At 72.2% G+C, this 19,077-nt stretch carries 18 protein-coding genes; 11 read left to right on the top strand and 7 right to left on the bottom strand.

All coding sequences use genetic code 11. The annotated features are described in order from the left end of the window. Nucleotides 1-42 precede the first annotated feature (42 nt). Nucleotides 43-876, bottom strand: coding sequence for a helix-turn-helix transcriptional regulator (locus ACFPL3_RS11440; RefSeq protein WP_343939685.1), 834 nt, complete (start codon nt 874-876; stop codon nt 43-45). Between the two features lie 103 nt (nt 877-979). Here ACFPL3_RS11440 and ACFPL3_RS11435 point away from each other — a divergent pair, with 103 nt between their 5' ends. Then, nucleotides 980-2,470, top strand: coding sequence for an MFS transporter (locus tag ACFPL3_RS11435; protein ID WP_343939687.1), 1,491 nt, complete (start codon nt 980-982; stop codon nt 2,468-2,470). A gap of 21 nt (nt 2,471-2,491) precedes the next feature. On the opposite strand, the gene ACFPL3_RS11430 is transcribed toward ACFPL3_RS11435, so the two are convergent. After that, on the bottom strand, nt 2,492-3,505 hold the full coding sequence (locus ACFPL3_RS11430) for a LacI family DNA-binding transcriptional regulator (protein WP_343939689.1): 1,014 nt from the start codon (nt 3,503-3,505) through the stop codon (nt 2,492-2,494). An 83-nt stretch (nt 3,506-3,588) separates the two neighbouring features. Between ACFPL3_RS11430 and ACFPL3_RS11425 the strand changes: the two genes are divergently transcribed. The 5 genes from ACFPL3_RS11425 to ACFPL3_RS11405 all read left to right on the top strand — a co-directional run bounded on the left by ACFPL3_RS11425 (nt 3,589) and on the right by ACFPL3_RS11405 (nt 9,007). Beyond that, nucleotides 3,589-4,890, top strand: a complete 1,302-nt coding sequence (locus ACFPL3_RS11425; RefSeq protein WP_343939691.1) for an extracellular solute-binding protein — start codon at nt 3,589-3,591, stop codon at nt 4,888-4,890. 73 nt (nt 4,891-4,963) lie between these two features. Further along, nucleotides 4,964-5,899: a carbohydrate ABC transporter permease gene (locus ACFPL3_RS11420; protein WP_343939693.1), complete on the top strand. Its 936-nt coding sequence runs from the start codon at nt 4,964-4,966 to the stop codon at nt 5,897-5,899. Further along, nucleotides 5,896-6,810 (top strand): carbohydrate ABC transporter permease, encoded by a 915-nt coding sequence (locus ACFPL3_RS11415; RefSeq protein ID WP_343939695.1) that lies wholly within the window; start codon nt 5,896-5,898, stop codon nt 6,808-6,810. Before ACFPL3_RS11420 ends, ACFPL3_RS11415 begins: the two co-directional genes overlap by 4 nt. A gap of 25 nt (nt 6,811-6,835) precedes the next feature. After that, complete coding sequence (gene arfA / locus ACFPL3_RS11410) at nt 6,836-8,359, top strand: arabinosylfuranosidase ArfA (RefSeq protein ID WP_343939697.1); 1,524 nt, start codon at nt 6,836-6,838, stop codon at nt 8,357-8,359. Between the two features lie 135 nt (nt 8,360-8,494). Then, complete coding sequence (locus ACFPL3_RS11405) at nt 8,495-9,007, top strand: beta-class carbonic anhydrase (protein ID WP_343939699.1); 513 nt, start codon at nt 8,495-8,497, stop codon at nt 9,005-9,007. On the opposite strand, the gene ACFPL3_RS11400 is transcribed toward ACFPL3_RS11405, so the two are convergent. The 5 genes from ACFPL3_RS11400 to ACFPL3_RS11380 all read right to left on the bottom strand — a co-directional run bounded on the left by ACFPL3_RS11400 (nt 9,004) and on the right by ACFPL3_RS11380 (nt 14,397). Beyond that, complete coding sequence (locus ACFPL3_RS11400; protein WP_343939701.1) at nt 9,004-10,620, bottom strand: hypothetical protein; 1,617 nt, start codon at nt 10,618-10,620, stop codon at nt 9,004-9,006. The two genes, ACFPL3_RS11405 and ACFPL3_RS11400, sit on opposite strands and share 4 nt — an antisense overlap. Nucleotides 10,621-10,723: 103 nt before the next feature. Then, the gene (locus ACFPL3_RS11395; RefSeq protein ID WP_343939702.1) at nt 10,724-11,095 is read right to left on the bottom strand and encodes a hypothetical protein; all 372 of its coding nucleotides are present in this window, start codon (nt 11,093-11,095) and stop codon (nt 10,724-10,726) included. A 32-nt stretch (nt 11,096-11,127) separates the two neighbouring features. After that, nucleotides 11,128-11,397 (bottom strand): hypothetical protein, encoded by a 270-nt coding sequence (locus ACFPL3_RS11390; protein ID WP_343939704.1) that lies wholly within the window; start codon nt 11,395-11,397, stop codon nt 11,128-11,130. 109 nt (nt 11,398-11,506) lie between these two features. Further along, entirely contained in the window at nt 11,507-13,195 is a 1,689-nt protein-coding gene (locus ACFPL3_RS11385; protein ID WP_343939706.1) for a hypothetical protein, read from the bottom strand. Nucleotides 13,196-13,356: 161 nt separating this feature from the next. Next, entirely contained in the window at nt 13,357-14,397 is a 1,041-nt protein-coding gene (locus tag ACFPL3_RS11380) for a LacI family DNA-binding transcriptional regulator (RefSeq protein ID WP_343939708.1), read from the bottom strand. Between the two features lie 99 nt (nt 14,398-14,496). On the opposite strand from ACFPL3_RS11380, the gene ACFPL3_RS11375 reads away from it, so the two are divergent. Genes ACFPL3_RS11375 through ACFPL3_RS11355 form a run of 5 tightly spaced genes read left to right on the top strand, consistent with a single transcriptional unit; the run spans nt 14,497 to nt 19,074 of the window. Further along, on the top strand, nt 14,497-15,714 hold the full coding sequence (locus ACFPL3_RS11375; RefSeq protein WP_343939710.1) for an amino acid ABC transporter substrate-binding protein: 1,218 nt from the start codon (nt 14,497-14,499) through the stop codon (nt 15,712-15,714). After that, nucleotides 15,711-16,595 (top strand): branched-chain amino acid ABC transporter permease, encoded by an 885-nt coding sequence (locus ACFPL3_RS11370; protein ID WP_343939712.1) that lies wholly within the window; start codon nt 15,711-15,713, stop codon nt 16,593-16,595. The genes ACFPL3_RS11375 and ACFPL3_RS11370 overlap by 4 nt, the downstream gene beginning before the upstream one ends. A 19-nt stretch (nt 16,596-16,614) precedes the next feature. Next, nucleotides 16,615-17,601: a branched-chain amino acid ABC transporter permease gene (locus tag ACFPL3_RS11365; RefSeq protein WP_343939713.1), complete on the top strand. Its 987-nt coding sequence runs from the start codon at nt 16,615-16,617 to the stop codon at nt 17,599-17,601. Next, nucleotides 17,598-18,335, top strand: a complete 738-nt coding sequence (locus tag ACFPL3_RS11360) for an ABC transporter ATP-binding protein (protein WP_343939715.1) — start codon at nt 17,598-17,600, stop codon at nt 18,333-18,335. The genes ACFPL3_RS11365 and ACFPL3_RS11360 overlap by 4 nt, the downstream gene beginning before the upstream one ends. Continuing rightward, nucleotides 18,328-19,074: an ABC transporter ATP-binding protein gene (locus tag ACFPL3_RS11355; protein WP_343939717.1), complete on the top strand. Its 747-nt coding sequence runs from the start codon at nt 18,328-18,330 to the stop codon at nt 19,072-19,074. Before ACFPL3_RS11360 ends, ACFPL3_RS11355 begins: the two co-directional genes overlap by 8 nt. The last annotated feature ends 3 nt before the right edge of the window (nt 19,075-19,077 follow it).

Genomic DNA, 19,077 nt, shown 5'->3' with positions numbered 1-19,077 from the left:
CTGACCCCTCAGGCGTCGATCCTCGCGTGCTCGAGGCCGTGCTCACCAGCCCCCGACGAGGACCTGCAACGCGTCGGCGGAGGCCGGGTCGTCCGGGGTGTAGATCTCGAGCCGGTGGTCGGGGCTGTCGGGCTGCAGCCACACCTGGTACGTGACGCTGGCGTCGCCGACGGTGGGGTGCCGCAGCTCCATGGTGCCGACCGTGCAGTCGGCGACCTCGCCCTCCGCCCACATCGTGGCGAACTCGGGGCTGCGCATCGAGAGCTCCCCGATCAGCTCGGCGAGACGCGCGTCGGTGGGGTAGCGGCCCGCGGTGAGCCGGAGGAACGCGATGTGGGCGCGGGCGACCTCTGACCAGTTGCGGTGCATGTCGCGGGTGAGTGGATCGAGGAAGAACATCCGCGGGACCGACGGCCGCCGGTCCGGGTCCGCCGGTGCCTCGAAGTCGACGTGCTCGGCCCGCAGCGCGTGCCCGGCGCGGTTCCAGGCGAGGACGTCGCCGCGCCGGCCCAGCACGATCGCGGGCGTGTCGCCGAGGGCCTGCAGAAGCGCGAGGACGCGGGGGTGGGGATCCTCCGGGGGCGGTTCGGACAGGCGCCCGCCGGAGGGCTGGCGCGCGAGGTTGTGCAGGTGGGCGGTCTCGACGCCGTCCAGCTGGAGCGCCCGCGCGAGTGCGTCGAGGACCTGAGCGGAGGCCGACTCGGCCTGCCCCTGCTCCAGGCGCGTGTAGTACCCCGCGCTCACCCCTGCGAGCTGGGCGAGCTCCTCGCGGCGCAGGCCGGGCACGCGGCGGGCGGAGCCGTGGGTGCGCAGGCCGACCAGGGCCGGGGTGACCCGGTCCCGGCGGCTCTTCAGGAACGCTCCGAGGCTCTCCACGTCCCCGACGGTAGGCGGCGGGCGCGGCGTGCGGGTACACCTGCCGGATCTACCCACAGCACGGGGATGGCTGCCCACCGGGTCCTGCCGCAGCGTCGCCTGCATGTCTCGCGAACGCACGAACGACCTGCGAGCCTGGCTCGGGCTGCTGGTGATCCTCGGCCCGGTCCTGCTCGTGTCCATGGACGGCTCGATCCTCTTCCTGGCGATGCCCCGAATCAGCCAGGCCCTCACCCCGGCCGCCGACGAGGCCCTCTGGATCCTGGACGTCTACGGCTTCGCCGTCGGCTCGCTGCTGATCACCTTCGGCGGCATCGGCGACCGGTACGGGCGGCTGCGGCTGCTCATGATCGGCGCGACGGTGTTCGGCGTCGGCTCGGCGGCGGCCGCGTTCGCTCCGAGCGCTGGGTTCCTCATCGCCGCGCGGGCTCTGATGGGCGTGGCCGGCGCGACGCTGCTGCCCTCGGCGCTCGCCGTGCTGAGCGAGCTGTTCCCCGACCCCCGCCGACGCGCGCGGGCCATCGGGATCTTCGCGTCCGCGTTCGCCGCCGGGTTCGCGATCGGCCCGGTGCTCGGCGGGCTGCTGCTGGAGCGGCTGTGGTGGGGATCGGTGTTCCTGATCAACCTGCCCGTCCTGGTCGCGTTCATCGCCCTGGCGCCGGTCCTGCTCCGGGAGGTGCGCACGACCCGGCCGGGGCGGGTCGACCTGCCCAGCGTCGTGTCGTCGGCGGCCGGGCTCCTGTTCACGATCTACGGGGTCAAGCGCGCCGCCGCCGAGGGCGTGTCGGTGGCCCCGGTCGCCGTGGGCGCCGCCGGCGTGGCGCTGCTGGTGTGGTTCGTCCGGCGCCAGCGTCGGCTCGCACACCCGCTGATCGAGGTCGCGCTCTTCCGCGACCGGGTGTTCACGGTCGCGATCGTCACCGGTCTGCTGCCGCTGGCGGCCTGGTCGGCCACCGCCTACCTCTCCGGCGTCTACCTCCAGTCCGTGCTCGGCCTGCCGGTCCTGCACGCGGCGCTGCTCGCGCTCCCCGGCGCGGTGGTGCTCACCGCGACGTGCGTCCTCGCGCCCGCCCTGGTCGACCGCGTGGGCAAGCGCACCGCGCTCGTCGCCTGCCACACCTGCGTCGCCACCGGCCTGCTGGTGCTGCTCCCCACGACGACCGCGGGCGGGATCGGCTGGTACGTCGCGTCCACGGCGGTCGCGGGCGTCGGCTACGGCATCTCGTTCGCCCTCGTCGCCGACACCGCCGTCGGTGCCGTCCCCGCCGAACGAGCGGGCTCCGCGGGCGCGATCGCCGAGACCAGCAACGAGATCGGCAACGTCCTCGGCATCGCCCTGCTCGGTTCCCTCGCCGGCCTGCTGTTCCGGCTCCAGGGGCCCGACCTCGCGCCAACCCTCGACGAGACGCTCCAGCTCCCGGGGCTCGCGGCCGCCGCGGCTGCGGATGCGAAGGCCGCGTTCGTCACCGGCCTGCACGTGGTGGCGGCGACGGCCGCCCTGCTCCACGTCGGGCTCGGCGCCCTGGCGCTGCGCCGGCTCCCGGCCCGTCGGGGAAGTTCAGGAAAGCCACATTCAGGGCTCTACAGGGCCTGAATGTGGCTTTCCTGAACTCCCTCAGGCACTGCCACGCACCACCAGCCGGTGGGGGGCCACGACGCTGCGGGGCGCCAGGTCGGGCTCGGCCAACCTCGAGGTGATCATCTCCAGGGCCTGCTCGACCACGAACGCCCGGTCGATGGCCACGGTGGTGAGGGCGGGGGTGGTGAAGCGGGACTCGGGCACGTCGTCGACCCCGATCACGGCGACGTCGTCGGGCACGCGGCGGCCGTGGCGGTGCAGGGCGCTGAGCACGCCGATGGCGAGCACGTCGTTGGCGGCGAAGACGGCGTCGACGTCGGGGTGCTCGGCGAGCAGGGCGTCGACGGCGTCGGCGCCGGGCTGGCGGTCCCAGCCGGAGACGGTCCGGATCAGCGACCGCTCCCTCGGGAGGCCCGCCGCGCGCAGCGCCTGCTCGTAGCCGAGTACCCGCTGCTTCATCGCGATCTTCGCTGGATCGCGCTGGTGGCCGACCACGGCGATCCGCCGCCGCCCGGCCGCCGCCAGGTGGCTGGTGGCGGTGCGTCCGATGGCGGTGCTGTCGATGTCGACGCGGTCGGCGTGCGCGGCGGCGCCGTGTTCGCCGAGCAGCACCATGGGCGTGTCGTGGCGGGCGAGGGCGAGCTCGGCGGGGGCCATCGACAGCGGGCTGAAGATGAGCGCGTCGGCGAACCGGACGGGGAACCCGGCGGCGACCTCGCGTTCGCGCTCGACGTCGCCGTCGGTCTGCTCGACGACGACGGTGAGCCCGCGGTCGCGGGCGGCGCTGACGAGCAGGGCGGCGAGGTCGGCGAAGTAGGGCATGTCGACGTGCGGCACGGCCAGCGCGATCGCCCCGGTGCGGCCCCGGCGCAGCTGTCGCCCGACCGCCTGGGGCCGGTACCCGAGCTCCTCGACGTAGCGCTGGACGAGCGCGCGCGTCTCGGGGCGCACGTGGACGTAGTCGTTGACCACGTTGGACACCGTCTTGGGGGAGACACCCGCCGCGACCGCTACGTCGCGCATCGTCACCGGTCGTCGCTCCGTGCTCACGTCCCCAGTCTCCCCGGATGCTCCCCTTGACAGGCAAGCGCCTTCCCGACAGTGTTTACCACGATGTAAAGAGGGAGTGGTCGATGTCGACGCACCGCCTTTCGCGCCGAACCCTGCTGCGCGCGACGGCTGCCGCCGGCGGCGCCGCCCTCCTGTCCTCGTGCTCGCGAGGCCGGGGGGACGCCGTCGACCTGGCGTACTGGAACTTCTTCGGGGGCAGCGACGGCGAGCTCATGGTGGAGCTCGTCAACGAATTCCGGGCCACGGCGCCCGGCATCCGGGTCACCGACACCACCCTCGACTGGGGCCCGCCCTACTACACGAAGCTGGCCATGGCCTGCGCCGGCGGGCGGGCGCCCGACCTGGCCACGCTGCACGGTTCCCGGCTGGCGACGTTCGGGCGCGACCTGCTCGACGAGTGGGACCTCGACGAGCTCGCGGCTCGCGGCGTCAGCCTCGACGAGTTCCCTCAGCCCGTGCTGGACCGGGTGCTGGTCGACGGCCGGTTGATGGCGTTGCCGCTGGACACCCACCCGCTCGTCCTCTACTACAACACCGACGTCTGCGAGCGGGCCGGGCTGCTCGGTCCGGACGGCGCGCTGGCGCCGATCACGAGCGCCGAGCAGATGCTCGACGCCGGGCGCCGGGCCGCCGAGGTCACCGGCTCCACCGGGATCGCGCTCGGCATCGGCGAGTCGTCCCACGTGTGGATGGTGTTCTGGTCGCTGTTCCGCCAGCTCGGCGGGGAGATGCGGCTGCCCGACGGCGGTCCGGCGGAGGTGGACCGCGACGCGATGGTCCAGGCGATGGGCTTCGTGCGCGACATGTGCGACGGCACCATCTGCTCGCCGACCCTCGACGGGCAGTCGGCACCGGCGGCGTTCGCCAGCCAGCAGGCCGGGTTCCTGTTCGTCGGGCCGTGGGAGGTCACCTCGGCCCGCGAGGCGGAGATCCCGTTCTCCATGACGCAGTTCCCCGCCCTGTTCGGGGACACGCCGTTCGTGCGGGCGGACAGCCACAGCTTCGTGCTGCCGTCGCAGGCCAGCGTCGACCCGGCGGCCCGCGCCGCGGCGTACGACATGGCGGTGTCGATGTTGCGCAACAGCCTCGTCTGGGCGACGGGCGGTGGTCACATCCCGGCGCTGTCCGCGGTGGCGGCGAGTCCCGAGTACGTGGCCGAACAGCCGATTTCGAACTACCGGGAGGCGGCGCAGGTGGTGGAGTTCGATCCCGAGGCCTACTTCTCCGGATCCGGGTCGACGCTGATGGCCCGGGCCGGCCAGAGCCTGCAGGGGGTGGCGACCCGGGCGCTGACCCCGGAGCAGGGCGCCGACGACCTGATCGGCTGGCTCGACGAGCAGCTCACCTTCGGGAGCCCACTGTGAACGAGCGTCAGCGAGTGAACCATCGACACAGCGACTCGCGTCAGCCGTGGACCGAGCGCAGCGAGGTCGTCGGATGACCGCCGGGACGGTGGCGCCCGCGGCCCGGGTCGCGCGGGGCACCGCCCCCCGCGGCGGCCCCAGCCTCGTCGGCGGTCGCGGCGGGATCTGGTTCGTCCTGCCGTTCCTGGTGGTCTACGCCGCGTTCGTGCTGTGGCCGTTGGCCTACGGCCTGGGGCTGAGCCTCTTCGACACCAGCCTGGTGCGCAGCGAGTCGGAGTTCGTCGGGCTGGCCAACTACGTGCGGCTGTTCTCCGACCCGGAGGTCTGGCGCACCCTGGGCGTCACGGTGCTGTTCACGATCGGCAGCACGATCCCGCTGGTGGCGGTCGCGCTGGTGATGGCGCTGCTGGTGCAGACCGGGGTGCGGGGGCAGTGGTTCTGGCGCTTCGTGTACTTCGCGCCGTTCCTCCTGCCGGTGGCCACCGTCGTGCTGATCTGGAAGTGGCTGTTCTCCGGCGACTACGGGTTGTTCAACGGGGTCCTCACCGGGATGGGCCTGCCGGGGGTCGGGTGGCTCACCGAGCCGGGGATCGGCCTGTGGTCGGTGGTGATCCTCACCGTCTGGTGGACGGTCGGGTTCAACTTCCTGCTCTACCTCGCCGCCCTGCAGGGCATCCCGGCGCAGATCTACGAGGCCGCCGAGATCGACGGCGCCGGTGGCTGGCGCCGGCTGTTCTCGATCACCCTCCCGCTGCTCAACCGCACGACGGGCTTGGTGGTCGTGCTGCAGGTGCTGGCCTCGCTGAAGCTGTTCGACCAGGCGTACATCCTGTTCGAGGCCAACGGCGGGCCGGGCGGCTCGGCCACCCCGATCCTGCAGTACGTCTACGACACCGGCTTCACCGATTACCGCCTGGGCTACGCCTCGGCCATCTCGTACGCGTTCTTCATGCTGATCATCGTGATCGCCCTCGTCCAGGCCCGGCTCAGCCGCAGGAGCGAATCGTGACGACCACCGACACCGCCGCCGTGGCGACGACCCCGGTCCGCCGCCGGGCCCGGGCCGACGCGGACGGGCCCACCGACATCCGGCGCTACCAGCCCCTCGCCCGGGCCGGCCTGATCACCGCGCTCGCGGTGCTCGCCGTGCTCTGGCTGACCCCGCTGGTGTGGGCGCTGCTCACCTCGCTCAAGCACGAGGCCGACACCACCACCGTGCCGTTGGAGGTCGTGCCCGACCGCGGCTTCACGTTGCAGGCCTACGTCTCGGTGCTCGCCAACGGCAACCTGGTCACGTGGTTCGTCAACAGCACCGTGGTGGCGGTGGTGGCCACCGTGCTCACCGTGGCGCTGTCGGCGGCCGCCGCATACGGCTTCTCCCGCACCCGCTTCCGCGGGCGGAACGCGCTGTTCGCGCTGACGGTCGCGGGGATCATGGTGCCGCCGCAGATCCTGATCGTGCCGCTGTACCGGCAGATGCTGGCGCTCGGCCTGGCGGACACCTACGCGGGCATCATCCTGCCGCAGCTGGTCGTGCCCGCGATGGTGTTCATCCTCAAGAAGTTCTTCGACGCCATCCCGCACGAACTGGAGGAGGCCGCCCGGATGGACGGCGCCGGGTCGCTGCGGATCTTCCTGCAGATCGTGCTGCCGTTGTCGCGCTCGATCCTCGCCGCGGTGGCGATCTTCGTGTTCATCCACGCCTGGAACAACTTCCTGTGGCCGTTCATCATCACCTCCGATCCCGGCCTCATGACGCTCCCGGTCGGGCTCGTGCAGGTGCAGAGCGCGTTCGGCGTCCGCTACGCGCAGGTGATGGCCTCGGCGATCCTCGCGGGCCTGCCCCTGATCGTCGTGTTCATGCTGTTCCAGCGCCAGATCATCCGCGGGGTCGCGACGACCGGCCTCGGCGGAACGTGAAATACCCCCTTTGGAAGGAATCCGGTTGCCTCGCGCACGTCTGACCGTCGACCCCGACTTCACGATCGCGCCCGTTCCACCGCGCCTGTTCGGCTCGTTCGTCGAGCACATGGGCCGCTGCGTCTACACCGGCATCTACGAGCCCGGCCACCCGAAGGCCGACGCCGACGGTCTGCGCACCGACGTGCTCGACCTGGTGCGCGAGCTCGGCCCCACCGTGGTGCGCTACCCCGGCGGCAACTTCGTCTCCGGCTACTACTGGGAGGACGGGGTCGGCCCGAAGGAGCAGCGGCCGCGCCGGCTCGACCGGGCCTGGCGCTCGATCGAGACCAACGAGTTCGGCCTCGGTGAGTTCGCCCGCTGGACGAAGGCGGCGGGCACCGAGCCGATGATGGCGGTCAACCTCGGCACCCGCGGCGTCCAGGAGGCCTGCGACATCCTGGAGTACGCCAACCACCCCGGTGGCACGAAGTACTCCGACCTGCGCCGGGCCCACGGCAGCGCCGAGCCGTTCGACATCAAGCTGTGGTGCCTGGGCAACGAGATGGACGGCCCGTGGCAGGTCGGCCACAAGACCGCCGCCGAGTACGGCCGGCTGGCCGCCGAGACCGCGCGCGCCATGCGGCTGGTCGACCCGAGCATCGAGCTGGTGGCCTGCGGCAGCTCGAAGTACGCCATGCCGACGTTCGGCGAGTGGGAGCGGGTGGTGCTCGAGGAGACCTACGACCAGGTCGACTACATCTCCGCGCACGCCTACTACCAGGAGCACGACGACGCGGGCGACTTCCTCGCCTCGGCGTGCGACATGGACCGGTTCATCGAGTCCGTCGTGGCCACGGCCGACGCCGTGCGCGCCCGCGGCAAGCACCGCAAGCGCATCGACATCTCCTTCGACGAGTGGAACGTCTGGTACCAGTCGCGCCACCGCGCGTCCGCGATCGCCAAGGGCGAGAGCGAGTGGGAGGTGGCGCCGCGGGTGATCGAGGACGAGTACTCGATCACCGACGCCGTGGTCGTCGGCACGCTGCTCAACTCGCTGCTGCGCCACGGCGACCGCGTCACCGTCGCGTGCCAGGCACAGCTGGTGAACGTGATCGGCCTGCTGCGCAGCGAGCCGGGCGGCCCGGCGTGGAAGCAGACGATCGCGCACCCGTTCGAGCAGGTCCGCCACCGGGCCACCGGGCAGATCCTCGCCGTGCAGGCGCGCAGCGACCGCTACGAGACGCCGAGCTTCGGCGACGTCGACCTCGTGGACGCCGCGGGTACGTGGGACGAGGAGGCCGGCGTGGTCTCGCTGTTCCTGGCCAACCGCGACCAGGCCGAGGCCGCCTCCGTGGAGGTCGGCGTGCGCGGGTTCGGCCCGCTGCGCGTGCAGCACGCCGCCGTGCTGGCCGCGGCCGAGGGCCAGGACCGCCACACGGCCAACGACGAGCAGCACCCCGACCAGGTCGGCATGCGCCCGCTCGACGGCGTGGCCGTCGAGGACGGGGTGGCCCACGTGACGCTGCCGCCGCTGTCCTGGGCGGTGGTGCAGCTGGCGCGCGCCTGACCGACCGCACGAACGGCACCTTCGTACCGCTCTATCGGACGAGGGTGCCGTTCGTACGCGCGCCGCGCGGGTGACGTCTGCCCCATCCTCCCCGCGAACCCGGCCGAACCGCGCGTGACGTGGTTAGTTGTTGCCGTGAGTGCGGACGAACTGATCAAGCGGTACGAAGCAGGTGGCGGCCGGCTCGCCGCGGCGAGCGCCGTGGGGCTGGCGGTGCCGCCCGCCCTGCACACCGCCGTGGTGACGTGCATGGACTCCCGCATCGACGTCTTCGCCCTGTTCGGGGCGAACCTCGGCGAGGTCCACGTGCTGCGCAACGCGGGTGGCGTGGTCACCGACGACGTCATCCGATCGCTCACGATCAGCCAGCGCAAGCTGGATACGCGCGACGTGCTGCTCGTCCAGCACAACGGCTGCGGTCTCGCCACGTTCTCCGACGACGAGTTCTGCGAGGAGATCGCCGCCGAGACCGGGATGCGCCCGACCTGGCGCACCCACGCCTTCCGCGATCCGGCGGTGAGCGTGCGGCGCGACATCGTCCAGCTGCGCCACGACCCCTTCCTGCACCCGGACACCCGGGTGCGCGGGTTCGTGCTCGACATCGACGCGGGCGTCCTCGACGAGGTCGTGGTCCCGGAGGACGCCTAACCCGCCAGCGTCCGGGTGATCACGTTCTCCGCCATGCGGGTGGTGCCGTCCCCCATCCGCGCCATGGCAGCCGGGTCGGACCGACCGGGATTCCACGACATGTCGCCGCGTGGTGCGACGAGGCGTGCCTCCACCAGTGCGACACCCGGTACCCCGGGGTCCGGAGCAGCCGGCAGGTAGAGGTTGAAGGTGTCGCGGTCAGAGCACTGGGTCACGGTGCGGCCGGCGATCTGCACCTCGTTCCTCTCGAAGTCCCGGCAGTACTCACCGGCGGTGGCGTCGGGGAAGAAGCCGAGGTACACGACGTAGGCGTCGTTGGTCAGGCCGATGCAACCACCGCCGCCGGCGTTCATCTGCGCGGCCACCTCGATGGCATCGCCCAGGACCGGTGCGGCGGCATCGTGCAGGACGGCACAGGTCATGTCGGCGGCGAACAGAGTCTCGCTCGCGCGCAGCACCTCGGGTGCCGTGGCCGGTACCGGAACCGGCAGGGGCATCCGGCACGTCTCGGGAACGGTGCCGGAGAACGCGCCACACGCCGCCGGCATCTCCGCGTCGGGTTCGCCGACGGCGAACCCGAGATGCGGAGGGGGTGGAGGCGGCGCCGGTGCAGGTCCGGAGAGCGCTTCGTGGATCTTCGCCGCGACCTCGGCGGCACCGGCGCACGGCTCGCCCAGCGACTTGGCGAGGCGGACAGACATGATCTGGGCGGCGAAATCGGCCGGGGCGTCGGGCTGCGTCCCTGCCACGAACTCCACCGTGCACTGGTCGGCGCCGGCCTTGCTCTGCACTGCGGCACCGAACGGGAGGTCGACGCGCGTCTCGGAGATGTAGGGGGAGGGCTCGCGCAGTCCCTCGTCCGCGATCGTGTCGATCTCCACGCTCGGTATTTCCTCGTGGTTGGCGCCGAGCACCCGCGACAGGCACGTGTCGGCGGTGAGTCCGGGGTCGTCCGACGGAACGTAGCCCGCCGCCTGTTTCACCAGGTCGCAGGCGGTCCAGCGGGGCGTGGCGCGCGCCGATGCGGCGGGCGACGCGAGTTTCGCCGCCACGGTCTCGGCCACCGCCCGCGGCGCTGCGCACGCGGTGGCCATGTCCCCGTCCGGCGCCGACGACACGATCTGGATCGAGCGGTCCGCCGAGATCGGGAAGTCGATGCGGCACCGGTCTCCCGACCTGCCTATCTCGTATGAGGGAATGTTCTTGCCGTGGGACTGGTAGGCGATGCGGCCACCGATCTCCGTCTTGACCATCGTGGACCGGTCGCGTCCGCTGAACGCGGCGCCGACGTGCACGACCAGCGTGTGGAGTTCGAGGATCTCCCCGTCCACCCGGGTGTAGAGCCCACCCACCTCGGACTCCCACCACGTCGTGGCCTCGTCGGGGGCGTGCTCGACCGCGCAGCTGTGCGGCCGGACGGGGTACTCGGGCCGCGCGGTCTTGAGCGGCATGTCCCGCAGCAGCGCGCACGGGTCCAGCACCGACATCGCCCACCGGGCGGGTTCGTCGGGTATGACCGGGACCGGCGGGAGACCCAGGCTGGTGCCCAGCCTGCCGGCCTGGCCCTCCACGGAGGTCGTGCACGCGGCCAGGGCGATCGCGCAGGCGATCATGAACGCCGTTCTGAGCAAGGGGCCCCCGAATCGATCGATACCGAGATCGGAGGGCCAACCGTGCCGGGATCGACCGCCGCGCACCAGCCCGGCCGACGCCAACCTACGACCGGATCTTGCCAGACGAGTCCTCCTGGCCGCTCTCCTCGCACACGAGCGTGATCCGGAGGGTCGCCGTGTCCTCCTCGTCGTCGGGGAAGTCGGGCCGTACCTGCACGCCGGTGCCGTCGGCCTTCTCCCAGGACCGGGCGACGAGGTCCTTGTCGTTGACCCACCAGTCCTTCATCAGGTCCTCGTTGTGGCAGGTGAGCTCGATGACGTCGTCCTCGGCGTGCGGCACGATCCGGGGCTCCCCGTCGTCGTGCGTGAGCTTCCACGACCGGTTCACCTTGTAGGTGTCCTCGTCAGCTGAGGCCGTGCCCGGTGCGAGGATCACCGAGCCGGCGATCACGAGGACAGCAACCAGTGCACGCATGGGACCACCCCCGTACAGCCAAGCAGGTGCGGCTAGCGCTGGAATGAGCCGTTCGAGGGGACCTGCGGGGGAGCGTCGCCGCCGCTGATCGGGCCCCCGATGCCGATGAGGACGATCACCGCGACCGCCACGGCCAATGCGATCGCGACCACGGTGAGCTGCCCCGGCGCGGGCCGCGCGTCCTCGCCCGAGATCGCCGCGTCGAGCTGGTCGGGCGCGGGCGGGTGGCTGCGCTGCGCGGGGATGTGGATCCAGTGCTTCGGGGCCTCGGACGAGGTCCGGTAGGGGTCGGGCGCGGGCACGTGGGCTCCTTCTCCTGAGCGCTCAGTGGTGTTCCGCATCCGTATTCGCGCGGCGGGGCGCCGGCGTCACACTCCGCGCCCGGAGTCACCCGATGGTGTGAGCCCCGTCTCAGGGACGGGCGAGCCGGGCGTCGCACTCCACCCGGGGCTGGGCGCCGCTCGCCGGGGCCCGGAGGGCGGCGCTCACCCGGGCCCGCCAGCGGCTCGTCTCCTTGCCCGGCGCTCCGCACCGCGACAGCGCGAACAGGGCCAGCTCCCGGTGCGCGGGCACCTCGACCCGCTGCAGGTAGCGCATGATCTCGTGGCTCGCGGCCCGGCTGGAGCGGGCCTTCACCCACGCCGTGAGCTCGGCCTCGGCCACCTCACGGTTCACGCAGGCCATGCGCACGCACACGTACTCGATGTCCTCGTCGGCGAGCTCGCCGACCAGCGGTGCGTGCACACCGCGCTCCACCAGCATCTCGCGCACGGCCCAGATCCCGATCGGGGTGAGCGCGACGAGGGTGGGGTCCGGGTCGTCGCGACCGGCGAGGGCGATGAGCTCGCTCATGTCCTCGCCGTCCTCCACGCCGAGGCTCTCCGACAGCTGCACCGCGCCCAGCAGCTCCAGCGCGTCGAGCAGCGCGGTGACGTCGCGCCGCCACAGCCGGTGCTCCACGTCGCCCGCGAGGTCGTCGACCACGCAGCCCATCCGGTCGTTCACGGTGTCGCGCACGGCGCGGTGGAACCGCTCCACCGGCATCGGCTCCCCGCCTGCCGCGTAGAGCTGGTACAGCAGGATCGGGTAGGCCTCGCCCAGGCTCATGCCGAACAGCGACGGCGCCCCGAACACGTTGCTGCCGCCGAAGTGCTCGCCGATCCCACCCACGGCCTCGAAGGCGCGCCGCCACAGCTCGATCGGCTTCGACAGCAGCGGCGCCGCGCTGCGCACCTGCACCAGCCGCCCGTGCACCACCCGGACCAGCCGCGCCTGCCGGGCCCACGCCAGCAGGAGGCTGATCTCCGGGAGGTCGTCGCTGGTGCGGGCCCGGTCGCGGGAGAAGTGGTCGAGGTCCAGCGCGTCGGCCACAGCGCGGGCGTCGGACAGCAACAGCCTGCCCTCCCGGGTGAGCGCGCGGCCCGCCCGCACCCATCGCGTGAACGCGCGCAGCCGGGCCAGCGCCACCGACGAGTCGGCCGCTGCCAGGATCTGCGCCGCGCTCGGCGGCAGCACCGGCGGCAGCTCCTCCTTCGGCTGCTCCTGCGGCTCGTCCGCGTGCCGGCGCTGGATCTCCTCCAGCGCGGCCCGGTCGATCTCCAGCTCACCCGCGTGCACCTGCTGCAGGAACCGCGCGACCGCCGCCGGATCGGCCGTGGGCACCCCGTGGCGCAGCATCTGCACCGCCCAGAACGTGCCCAGGTCGTGGTTGCGCTCGTCGTCCAGCGCGTCGTGCAGGGCGGGCGTGGAGTCGCGCACCTGCTCGTGCAGCTCGGCCGCGGGCGCCGAACGCGAGTCCAGCCAGTCGTGGTCGTCGAGGAAGCCGATCAGCGCGTGCAACGCCGTGGGGACGGCGTCGCGGTCGTCCTCCAGCAGCGCGACCGTGCGCGGGAACCAGACCGCCAACGCGTCGGCGACGTGCCTGCGGGTCCAGTGGCCGAGCCTGCCGTCGACGCTGTGTTTGTGGTCGAGGGCAGCTGCCACCAGGGAGGGCTCCACCGCGATTCCTCGCCTGCGGGCCCACGCGACGATGTGCAGCCGCAGGCGGTCGCGAACGGCGGAGTACTCCTCCAGATCGTCGGGGCCGAACACGAGTCGCACTCGACCAACCTTGGCAGGCCGCCTCCCGCACGATCGAGGGGGGCCCCACAAAAGATCGCCCGTCCGGTGTGCTGGGGGTGACGCGGCGGTCGCCCCCGCCCCTTATGCCAGCAAGGTGGCTTTACTGGCGTAATCGGCCAGTAAAGCCACCTTGCTGGCGTTCAGGGGGCGGGGGTGGGGGCCGGGCCCGTGGAGTCGCGCACCACCAGCTCGTGGCCGGTGGTCTTGCGCCGCTTGCGGGCCGAGGGCGGCTTGAGCGCCATGGTGAGGGCCAGCTCGCCCATCTCGGTCATCGGCAGCCGGACGGTGGTGAGGCTGGGCGCGAGGTCTGCGGCGACGGCCACGTCGTCGACGCCCGCCACCGACATCTGCTGGGGCACCGCGATGCCGTGGGCGCGCAGCACCGACAGCACGCCGATCGCCATGACGTCGTTGAGCGCGATCAAGGCGGTGAGGTCGGGGTGCTCGGCGAGCAGCTTCTCGGCGCCCGCGTGGCCGCCGTTGCGGGTGAAGTCGGTGTGCAGGACGGGAACGTCGGCGAGCGAGAGGCCGCGGTCGGCGAGCGCGGCGGCGACGCCGGCGAGCCGGTCGGCCACGGTGGTGAGCACGGCGGGGCCCGCGATCACCCCGATCCGGCGGTGGCCCAGCTCCAGCAGGTGGGCGGTGACGGCGCGGCCCGCGGCCTCGTTGTCGGGGCGCACGGCGTCGGCGGCGAGGAAGTGGCGGCCGATCACGGCCACCCGGCCGCCGCCGTCCTGGAACGCCTGCAGCACGGCGTTGGACTCCGCCTGCAGCGCCGGCTCGGTGTAGCCGGAACCGGCCACGATGATCGCGTCGGTGCGGTGGGCGATGAGCGTGCGGATCTGGTGCAGCTCGGTGCGCGGGTCGCGGGCGGAGTGGCAGATCTGCACGGTGAGCCCGCGCTGCGCGGCCACCTCGATCACACCGCTGGCGATCTCGGCGAAGTACGGGTCGCCGATCTCGTGGACGATCAGCCCCACCGTGGACGTCGCGCCGCCGGCGAGGGTGCGGGCGTGCACGTTGGCCACGTAGCCCAGTTGCAGCGCGATCTCACGCACGTGCGCGGCGACGGCCTCGCTCACGCCCTCGCGGCCGGCGAGGGACCGCGACGCCGTGGCGATCGACACCCCGGCGCGCGCTGCCACGTCGGCGAGGCGCGGCGCCGACCGGGGTTTCGCCATCGATGGCCTCCCTTGCCAGCTCGCGGGGTCGACCGTACTCTACGCAAGCGCTTACGGAAAGCGCTTACGCCAGTCCTCGACGAGGAGGAGATCCGTCCGATGAACGCCCGCACCGCCCTCCGGCTGGGATGCCTGGCCGGCGTCTCGGCACTGCTCCTCACCGCGTGCTCCGGGGGCGCCGCGGGTGGTGACGACGCGTCCGATCCGATCACGGTCGGCATCTCGCTCCCGCTCACCGGCGACTTCTCCGAGCCCGGCAAGGGCGTCCAGCGCGGCTACGAGGCGTGGGCGGCCGCGGTGAACGCCACCGGCGGGCTGCTCGGCAGGCAGGTCGAGCTGCGCATCCTCGACGACCAGTCCAACGCCGACCGGGTGGTGGCCGACTACGAGTCGCTGATCGCCCAGGACCAGGTCGACCTGGTGTTCGGGCCGTTCTCCACCCGGCTCGTGGTGCCGTCGGCGCGGGTGGCGCAGGAGTACGAGATGCTCTTCGTCGAGCCCGCGGGCGCGGCGGCCGAGGTCTTCGAGCAGGGCTTCGACAACCTCTTCTACGCCGCGCCGGCCATCGCCGACGACCACTACAACCACCTGGCCGAGACGATCATCGCGATGCCCGACGGGCAGCGCCCGCAGACGGCCGCGTACGCCGCGATGGACGACCCGTTCGCCCAGGGCACCGCCTACGGGCTGAAGGCCAAGCTGGAGGCGGCCGGGATCCGGACGGTGGTGGACGAGGTCTACCCGCCCAACACCACCGACTTCTCCTCGATCGCCGCCCAGATCGCCGACTCGCAGGCCGACATCGTGGTGGGCGGCACCCAGTACCAGGACGCGGTCAACCTGATCGTGGCGCTGCGCCAGCTCGCCTACCAGCCCAAGCTCGCGGCGTTCTCCACCGCGCCGACCAACCCCGAGTTCGCGGAAGCCATCGGCGGCGGCACCGAGGGCATCCTGTCGCCCACCGGGTACACGCCCGAGGCGCCGTACCCGTCGAACGTCGACTTCGTGCAGCGCTACACGGCGCAGTTCGGCAACCCGCCCACCGAGGACGAGGCGAACGCGTACACCACCGGGCAGGTGGTGGCGGCCGCCGTGCAGGCCGTCGGGTGCGCCGAGCAGGGGGAGTGCCAGCAGCGGCTCATCGACTGGCTGCGCACCAACACCGTCGACACGGTCGTGGGCCCGCTGTCCTGGGACGCGCAGGGCCGCCCGCAGAGCGCCCACCTCATCCAGCAGTACGTCGACGGGGGGATCCGGATCGTGCTGCCGCAGGACACCGCCGAGGCGGAGTTCGCCTACCCGAAGGCGACGTGGTGAGCGGCTCCCTGCTCTTCCAGAGCCTCGTGCTCGGCATCCTGCTGGGCGGGCTCTACGCGCTGCTGGCCGCGGGTCTCACGCTGTACTTCGGCGTGATGCGGGTGGTGATGATCGCCCACGCCGCATTCCTGGTGCTGGCCGCGTACCTGGCGTGGGACGTCCACGAGCGGTTCGGTGTAGACCCGCTGCTGTCGCTCGTGGTGACGGTGCCGCTGTTCTTCCTCGCGGGTGTGGGGTTCCAGCGGCTGCTGATCGCCCGGCTGCGTCCGGCGTCGGTCACGATGATGTCGGTGCTGCTGACGTTCGCGGTGGCGCTCGTCATCGAGGGCGCGCTCGGCTTCGTCTACTCCGGCACGCAACGGCGGGTGCAGCTGTCCTACAGCGCCGCGAGCATCGAGGTGCTCGGCGCGCAGGTCGCGGTCGTCAAGCTGATCGCGTTCGGGCTGGCGGCGTTCTCGTTGCTCGCGCTCTACCTGCTGCTCACCCGCAGCCGCTTCGGCCAGGCGCTGCGCGCCACGATCCAGCACCCGCAGGCGGCTCGGCTGATCGGCATCGACACCGACCGCGTGGCGGGTTACGGCTTCGGCCTCGGGCTCGCCACCGCCGCGATCGGCGGCACCGCGCTCTCGCTGGACTCCACGATCTACCCGTCGCTGCACTGGCACTGGATCGGCCCGCTGATGGCGATCATCGTGGTCGGCGGGCTCGGCAGCATCCCGGGTGCCGCGATCGCCGCGATGGTGCTCGGGATCGTGCAGAGCCTGCTGCAGTTGCCGCTGGGCACCACCTGGGCGCAGACGGTCTTCTACCTCGCCCTGTTCGCCACCCTGCTGGTGCGGCCGCAGGGCTTCTTCGGAGGTCGCCTTGCGCAACGTTTTTGAAGGGCGCGCTTCCAGCTGGGTGGCGCTCCTCGTCGGCGCGGCGGCCCTGCTGTCGTTCCCGATCTGGAGCCCGAACCCGTACATCACGTCGGCGGGCGTCGTCGTGCTCTCCTACGCGGTGCTGTCGACGTCCTGGAACTTCGTCGGCGGCTTCACGGGGTACATGTCGCTCGGGCACGCCGCCTGGTTCGGCCTCGGCGCCTACGGCACGGGGCTGCTGATCGCCCGGGCCGGGGTGCCCGCCTTCCTCGCCCTCGGCCTGGCCGGCGTGATCGTCGCGGTGCTCGCGGTGCCGATCGGGATCGCGGCGCTGCGGGTGCGCGGCGCGTCGTTCGTGATCGTGTCGATCGCCCTGGTGCTGGTGCTCCTGCTGGTGTTCCAGAGCTGGCGCGACTTCACCGGCGGCTCCGAGGGGCTCGTCGTGCCGCGCCCGTTCCCGGACCTGTCCCGCCCCGAGCACCACGTGGTGTTCTTCTACCTCTTCGCCGTGCTGCTCGGGCTCGCGCTGCTGGCCTGGTGGACGATCGACCGGTCGCGCTTCGGGCTGGGGCTCAAGGCCATCCGGGAGGACGAGGACAAGGCGCAGTCGCTGGGCGTGCCGACGTTCGCCTACAAGCTCGTGGCCTTCGTCGTGTCGGCCACGTTCACCGCGCTCGGCGGCGGCCTGTACGCGCTGTGGTTCGGCGACCTCGACCCGATCTTCCAGTTCTCCATCCTGATCGGCTCCTACATGGTGCTGATGGCGCTCCTGGGCGGGGTGCGGCACCTGTTCGGGCCGGTGCTCGGGGCACTCGTCGTCGGGGTGGCGATCGAGTACTTCAAGGTCTCCTACGGCGACACGCAGTTCCACCTCGTCGCCACCGGGCTGCTGCTGGCGGTCGTCGTGCTCTTCATGCCCGACGGCGTGATCCCCGCCGTGCAGGGGCTGCTGGCCCGCTTCCGGCCGCAGCAGAGCTCGATCCGCGAGGTCAGCGCCGCGGAGCTCAAGGAAGAGGTCAAATTGTGAGCGCCGGGAACCTGGCGACGGCCGGGCTCACCAAGGCCTTCGGCGGCGTGCGCGCCGTCGACGACGCCACCGTCGAGTTCCACGACGGGAAGATCAACGCGGTGATCGGCCCGAACGGCTCGGGCAAGACCACGTTCTTCAACTGCGTCACCGGCATGATCCGGCCCGACTCGGGCACGGTGACCTACGGGGGCCGCGACGTCACCGGGCGGGCGCCCCACCGCATCGCCGCGGCGGGCATCGGGCGCAGCTTCCAGCTGTGCCGGATCTTCCCGCGCATGACGGTGCGGGAGAACGTGCTCGCCGCCGTCCGCCCGCGCGGGATGGCCGGCCTGCTGCGCTCGGCGCACGACGCGGGCGACGTCGAGCGGGCCCGCGGCTGGCTGCGCCGCGTGGGCATCGACCACCTGGAGGACGTCGAGGCCCGCAACCTGTCCTACGGCCAGCAGAAGCTCCTCGAGCTGGCCGGCGTGCTCATGGCCGAGCCGGAAACGATCATGCTGGACGAGCCGGCCGGCGGGGTGAACCCCGCCCTCATCGACCGGATCGCCGCGCTCGTGCGCGAGCTCAACGCCGAGGGGCGCACGTTCATCGTCGTCGAGCACAACATGGAGCTGGTCATGAGCCTGTCCGACCACGTGGTCGTGTTCGACCGCGGGCGGCCGATCGCCGAGGGGCCGCCCGACACGGTGCGGGCCGACCCGGCGGTGCTGGAGGCGTACCTCGGTGTCTGAACCCCTCCTCGAACTCCGGGACGTCGAAGCCGGCTACGGCCGCGCCGCGCTCGTGCTGCGTGGGCTCACGGTCACCGTGCCCGCGGGCACGGTCGTGTGCCTGGTCGGCCCCAACGGGGCGGGCAAGTCGACCGTCCTCAAGGTGGCGAGCGGGATGCTCGCGCCCCGCTCGGGCACGATCCGCGTGGCCGGGAAGGACGTCACGGGCCTGTCCCCGCAGCGCATGCTCGGCGCGGGCGTGGCCCACGTGCTGCAAGGCCACAGCGTGTTCCCCGAGATGACCGTGGCCGAGAACGTCACGCTCGGGGCGTACACGGTCACCGACAAGGCGCGCGTGGCCGAGCGGGTGGCGTTCGTGCAGGACCTCTTCCCGGTGGTCCGCGAACGCTGGCGTTCGCTCGCCGGGCTGCTGTCGGGCGGCCAGCAGAAGCAGGTCGAGTTCGCCCGCTCCCTGATGGTGGACCCCTCGGTGCTGCTGCTCGACGAGCCGTCGATGGGCCTGGACCCCAAGGCCACCGCCGTGGTGTTCGAGCAGGTCGTCGCCATGCGCGAGGCCGGGCTCGCGATCCTGCTGGTCGAGCAGAACGCCCGGCACGCCCTGGAGACCGCCGACCTCGGCTGCGTGCTCGACCTCGGCCGCGTCCACATCAGCGGTCCCGCGCCCGAACTCCTCGCCGACCCGCAGCTCGCCGAGCTCTACCTCGGCGGCCGTCCCACCGCTACGAGAGAAAGCAGGTAGAGC

Source organism: Pseudonocardia zijingensis (assembly GCF_042657305.1).
Classification (GTDB): domain Bacteria; phylum Actinomycetota; class Actinomycetes; order Mycobacteriales; family Pseudonocardiaceae; genus Pseudonocardia; species Pseudonocardia zijingensis.
The sequence above is the reverse complement of the archived record's forward strand: the minus strand, read 5'-3'. Positions and strand labels throughout refer to the sequence as shown.

Bases quoted from the DNA above. Each gene is read 5' to 3' on its own strand.
- ACFPL3_RS11435 (WP_343939687.1), top strand. From the start codon at position 980: ATGTCTCGCGAACGCACGAACGACCTGCGAGCCTGGCTCGGGCTGCTG.
- ACFPL3_RS11425 (WP_343939691.1), top strand. From the start codon at position 3,589: ATGTCGACGCACCGCCTTTCGCGCCGAACCCTGCTGCGCGCGACGGCT.
- ACFPL3_RS11420 (WP_343939693.1), top strand. From the start codon at position 4,964: ATGACCGCCGGGACGGTGGCGCCCGCGGCCCGGGTCGCGCGGGGCACC.
- ACFPL3_RS11400 (WP_343939701.1), bottom strand. From the start codon at position 10,620: ATGATCGCCTGCGCGATCGCCCTGGCCGCGTGCACGACCTCCGTGGAG.
- ACFPL3_RS11395 (WP_343939702.1), bottom strand. From the start codon at position 11,095: ATGCGTGCACTGGTTGCTGTCCTCGTGATCGCCGGCTCGGTGATCCTC.
- ACFPL3_RS11380 (WP_343939708.1), bottom strand. From the start codon at position 14,397: ATGGCGAAACCCCGGTCGGCGCCGCGCCTCGCCGACGTGGCAGCGCGC.
- ACFPL3_RS11375 (WP_343939710.1), top strand. From the start codon at position 14,497: ATGAACGCCCGCACCGCCCTCCGGCTGGGATGCCTGGCCGGCGTCTCG.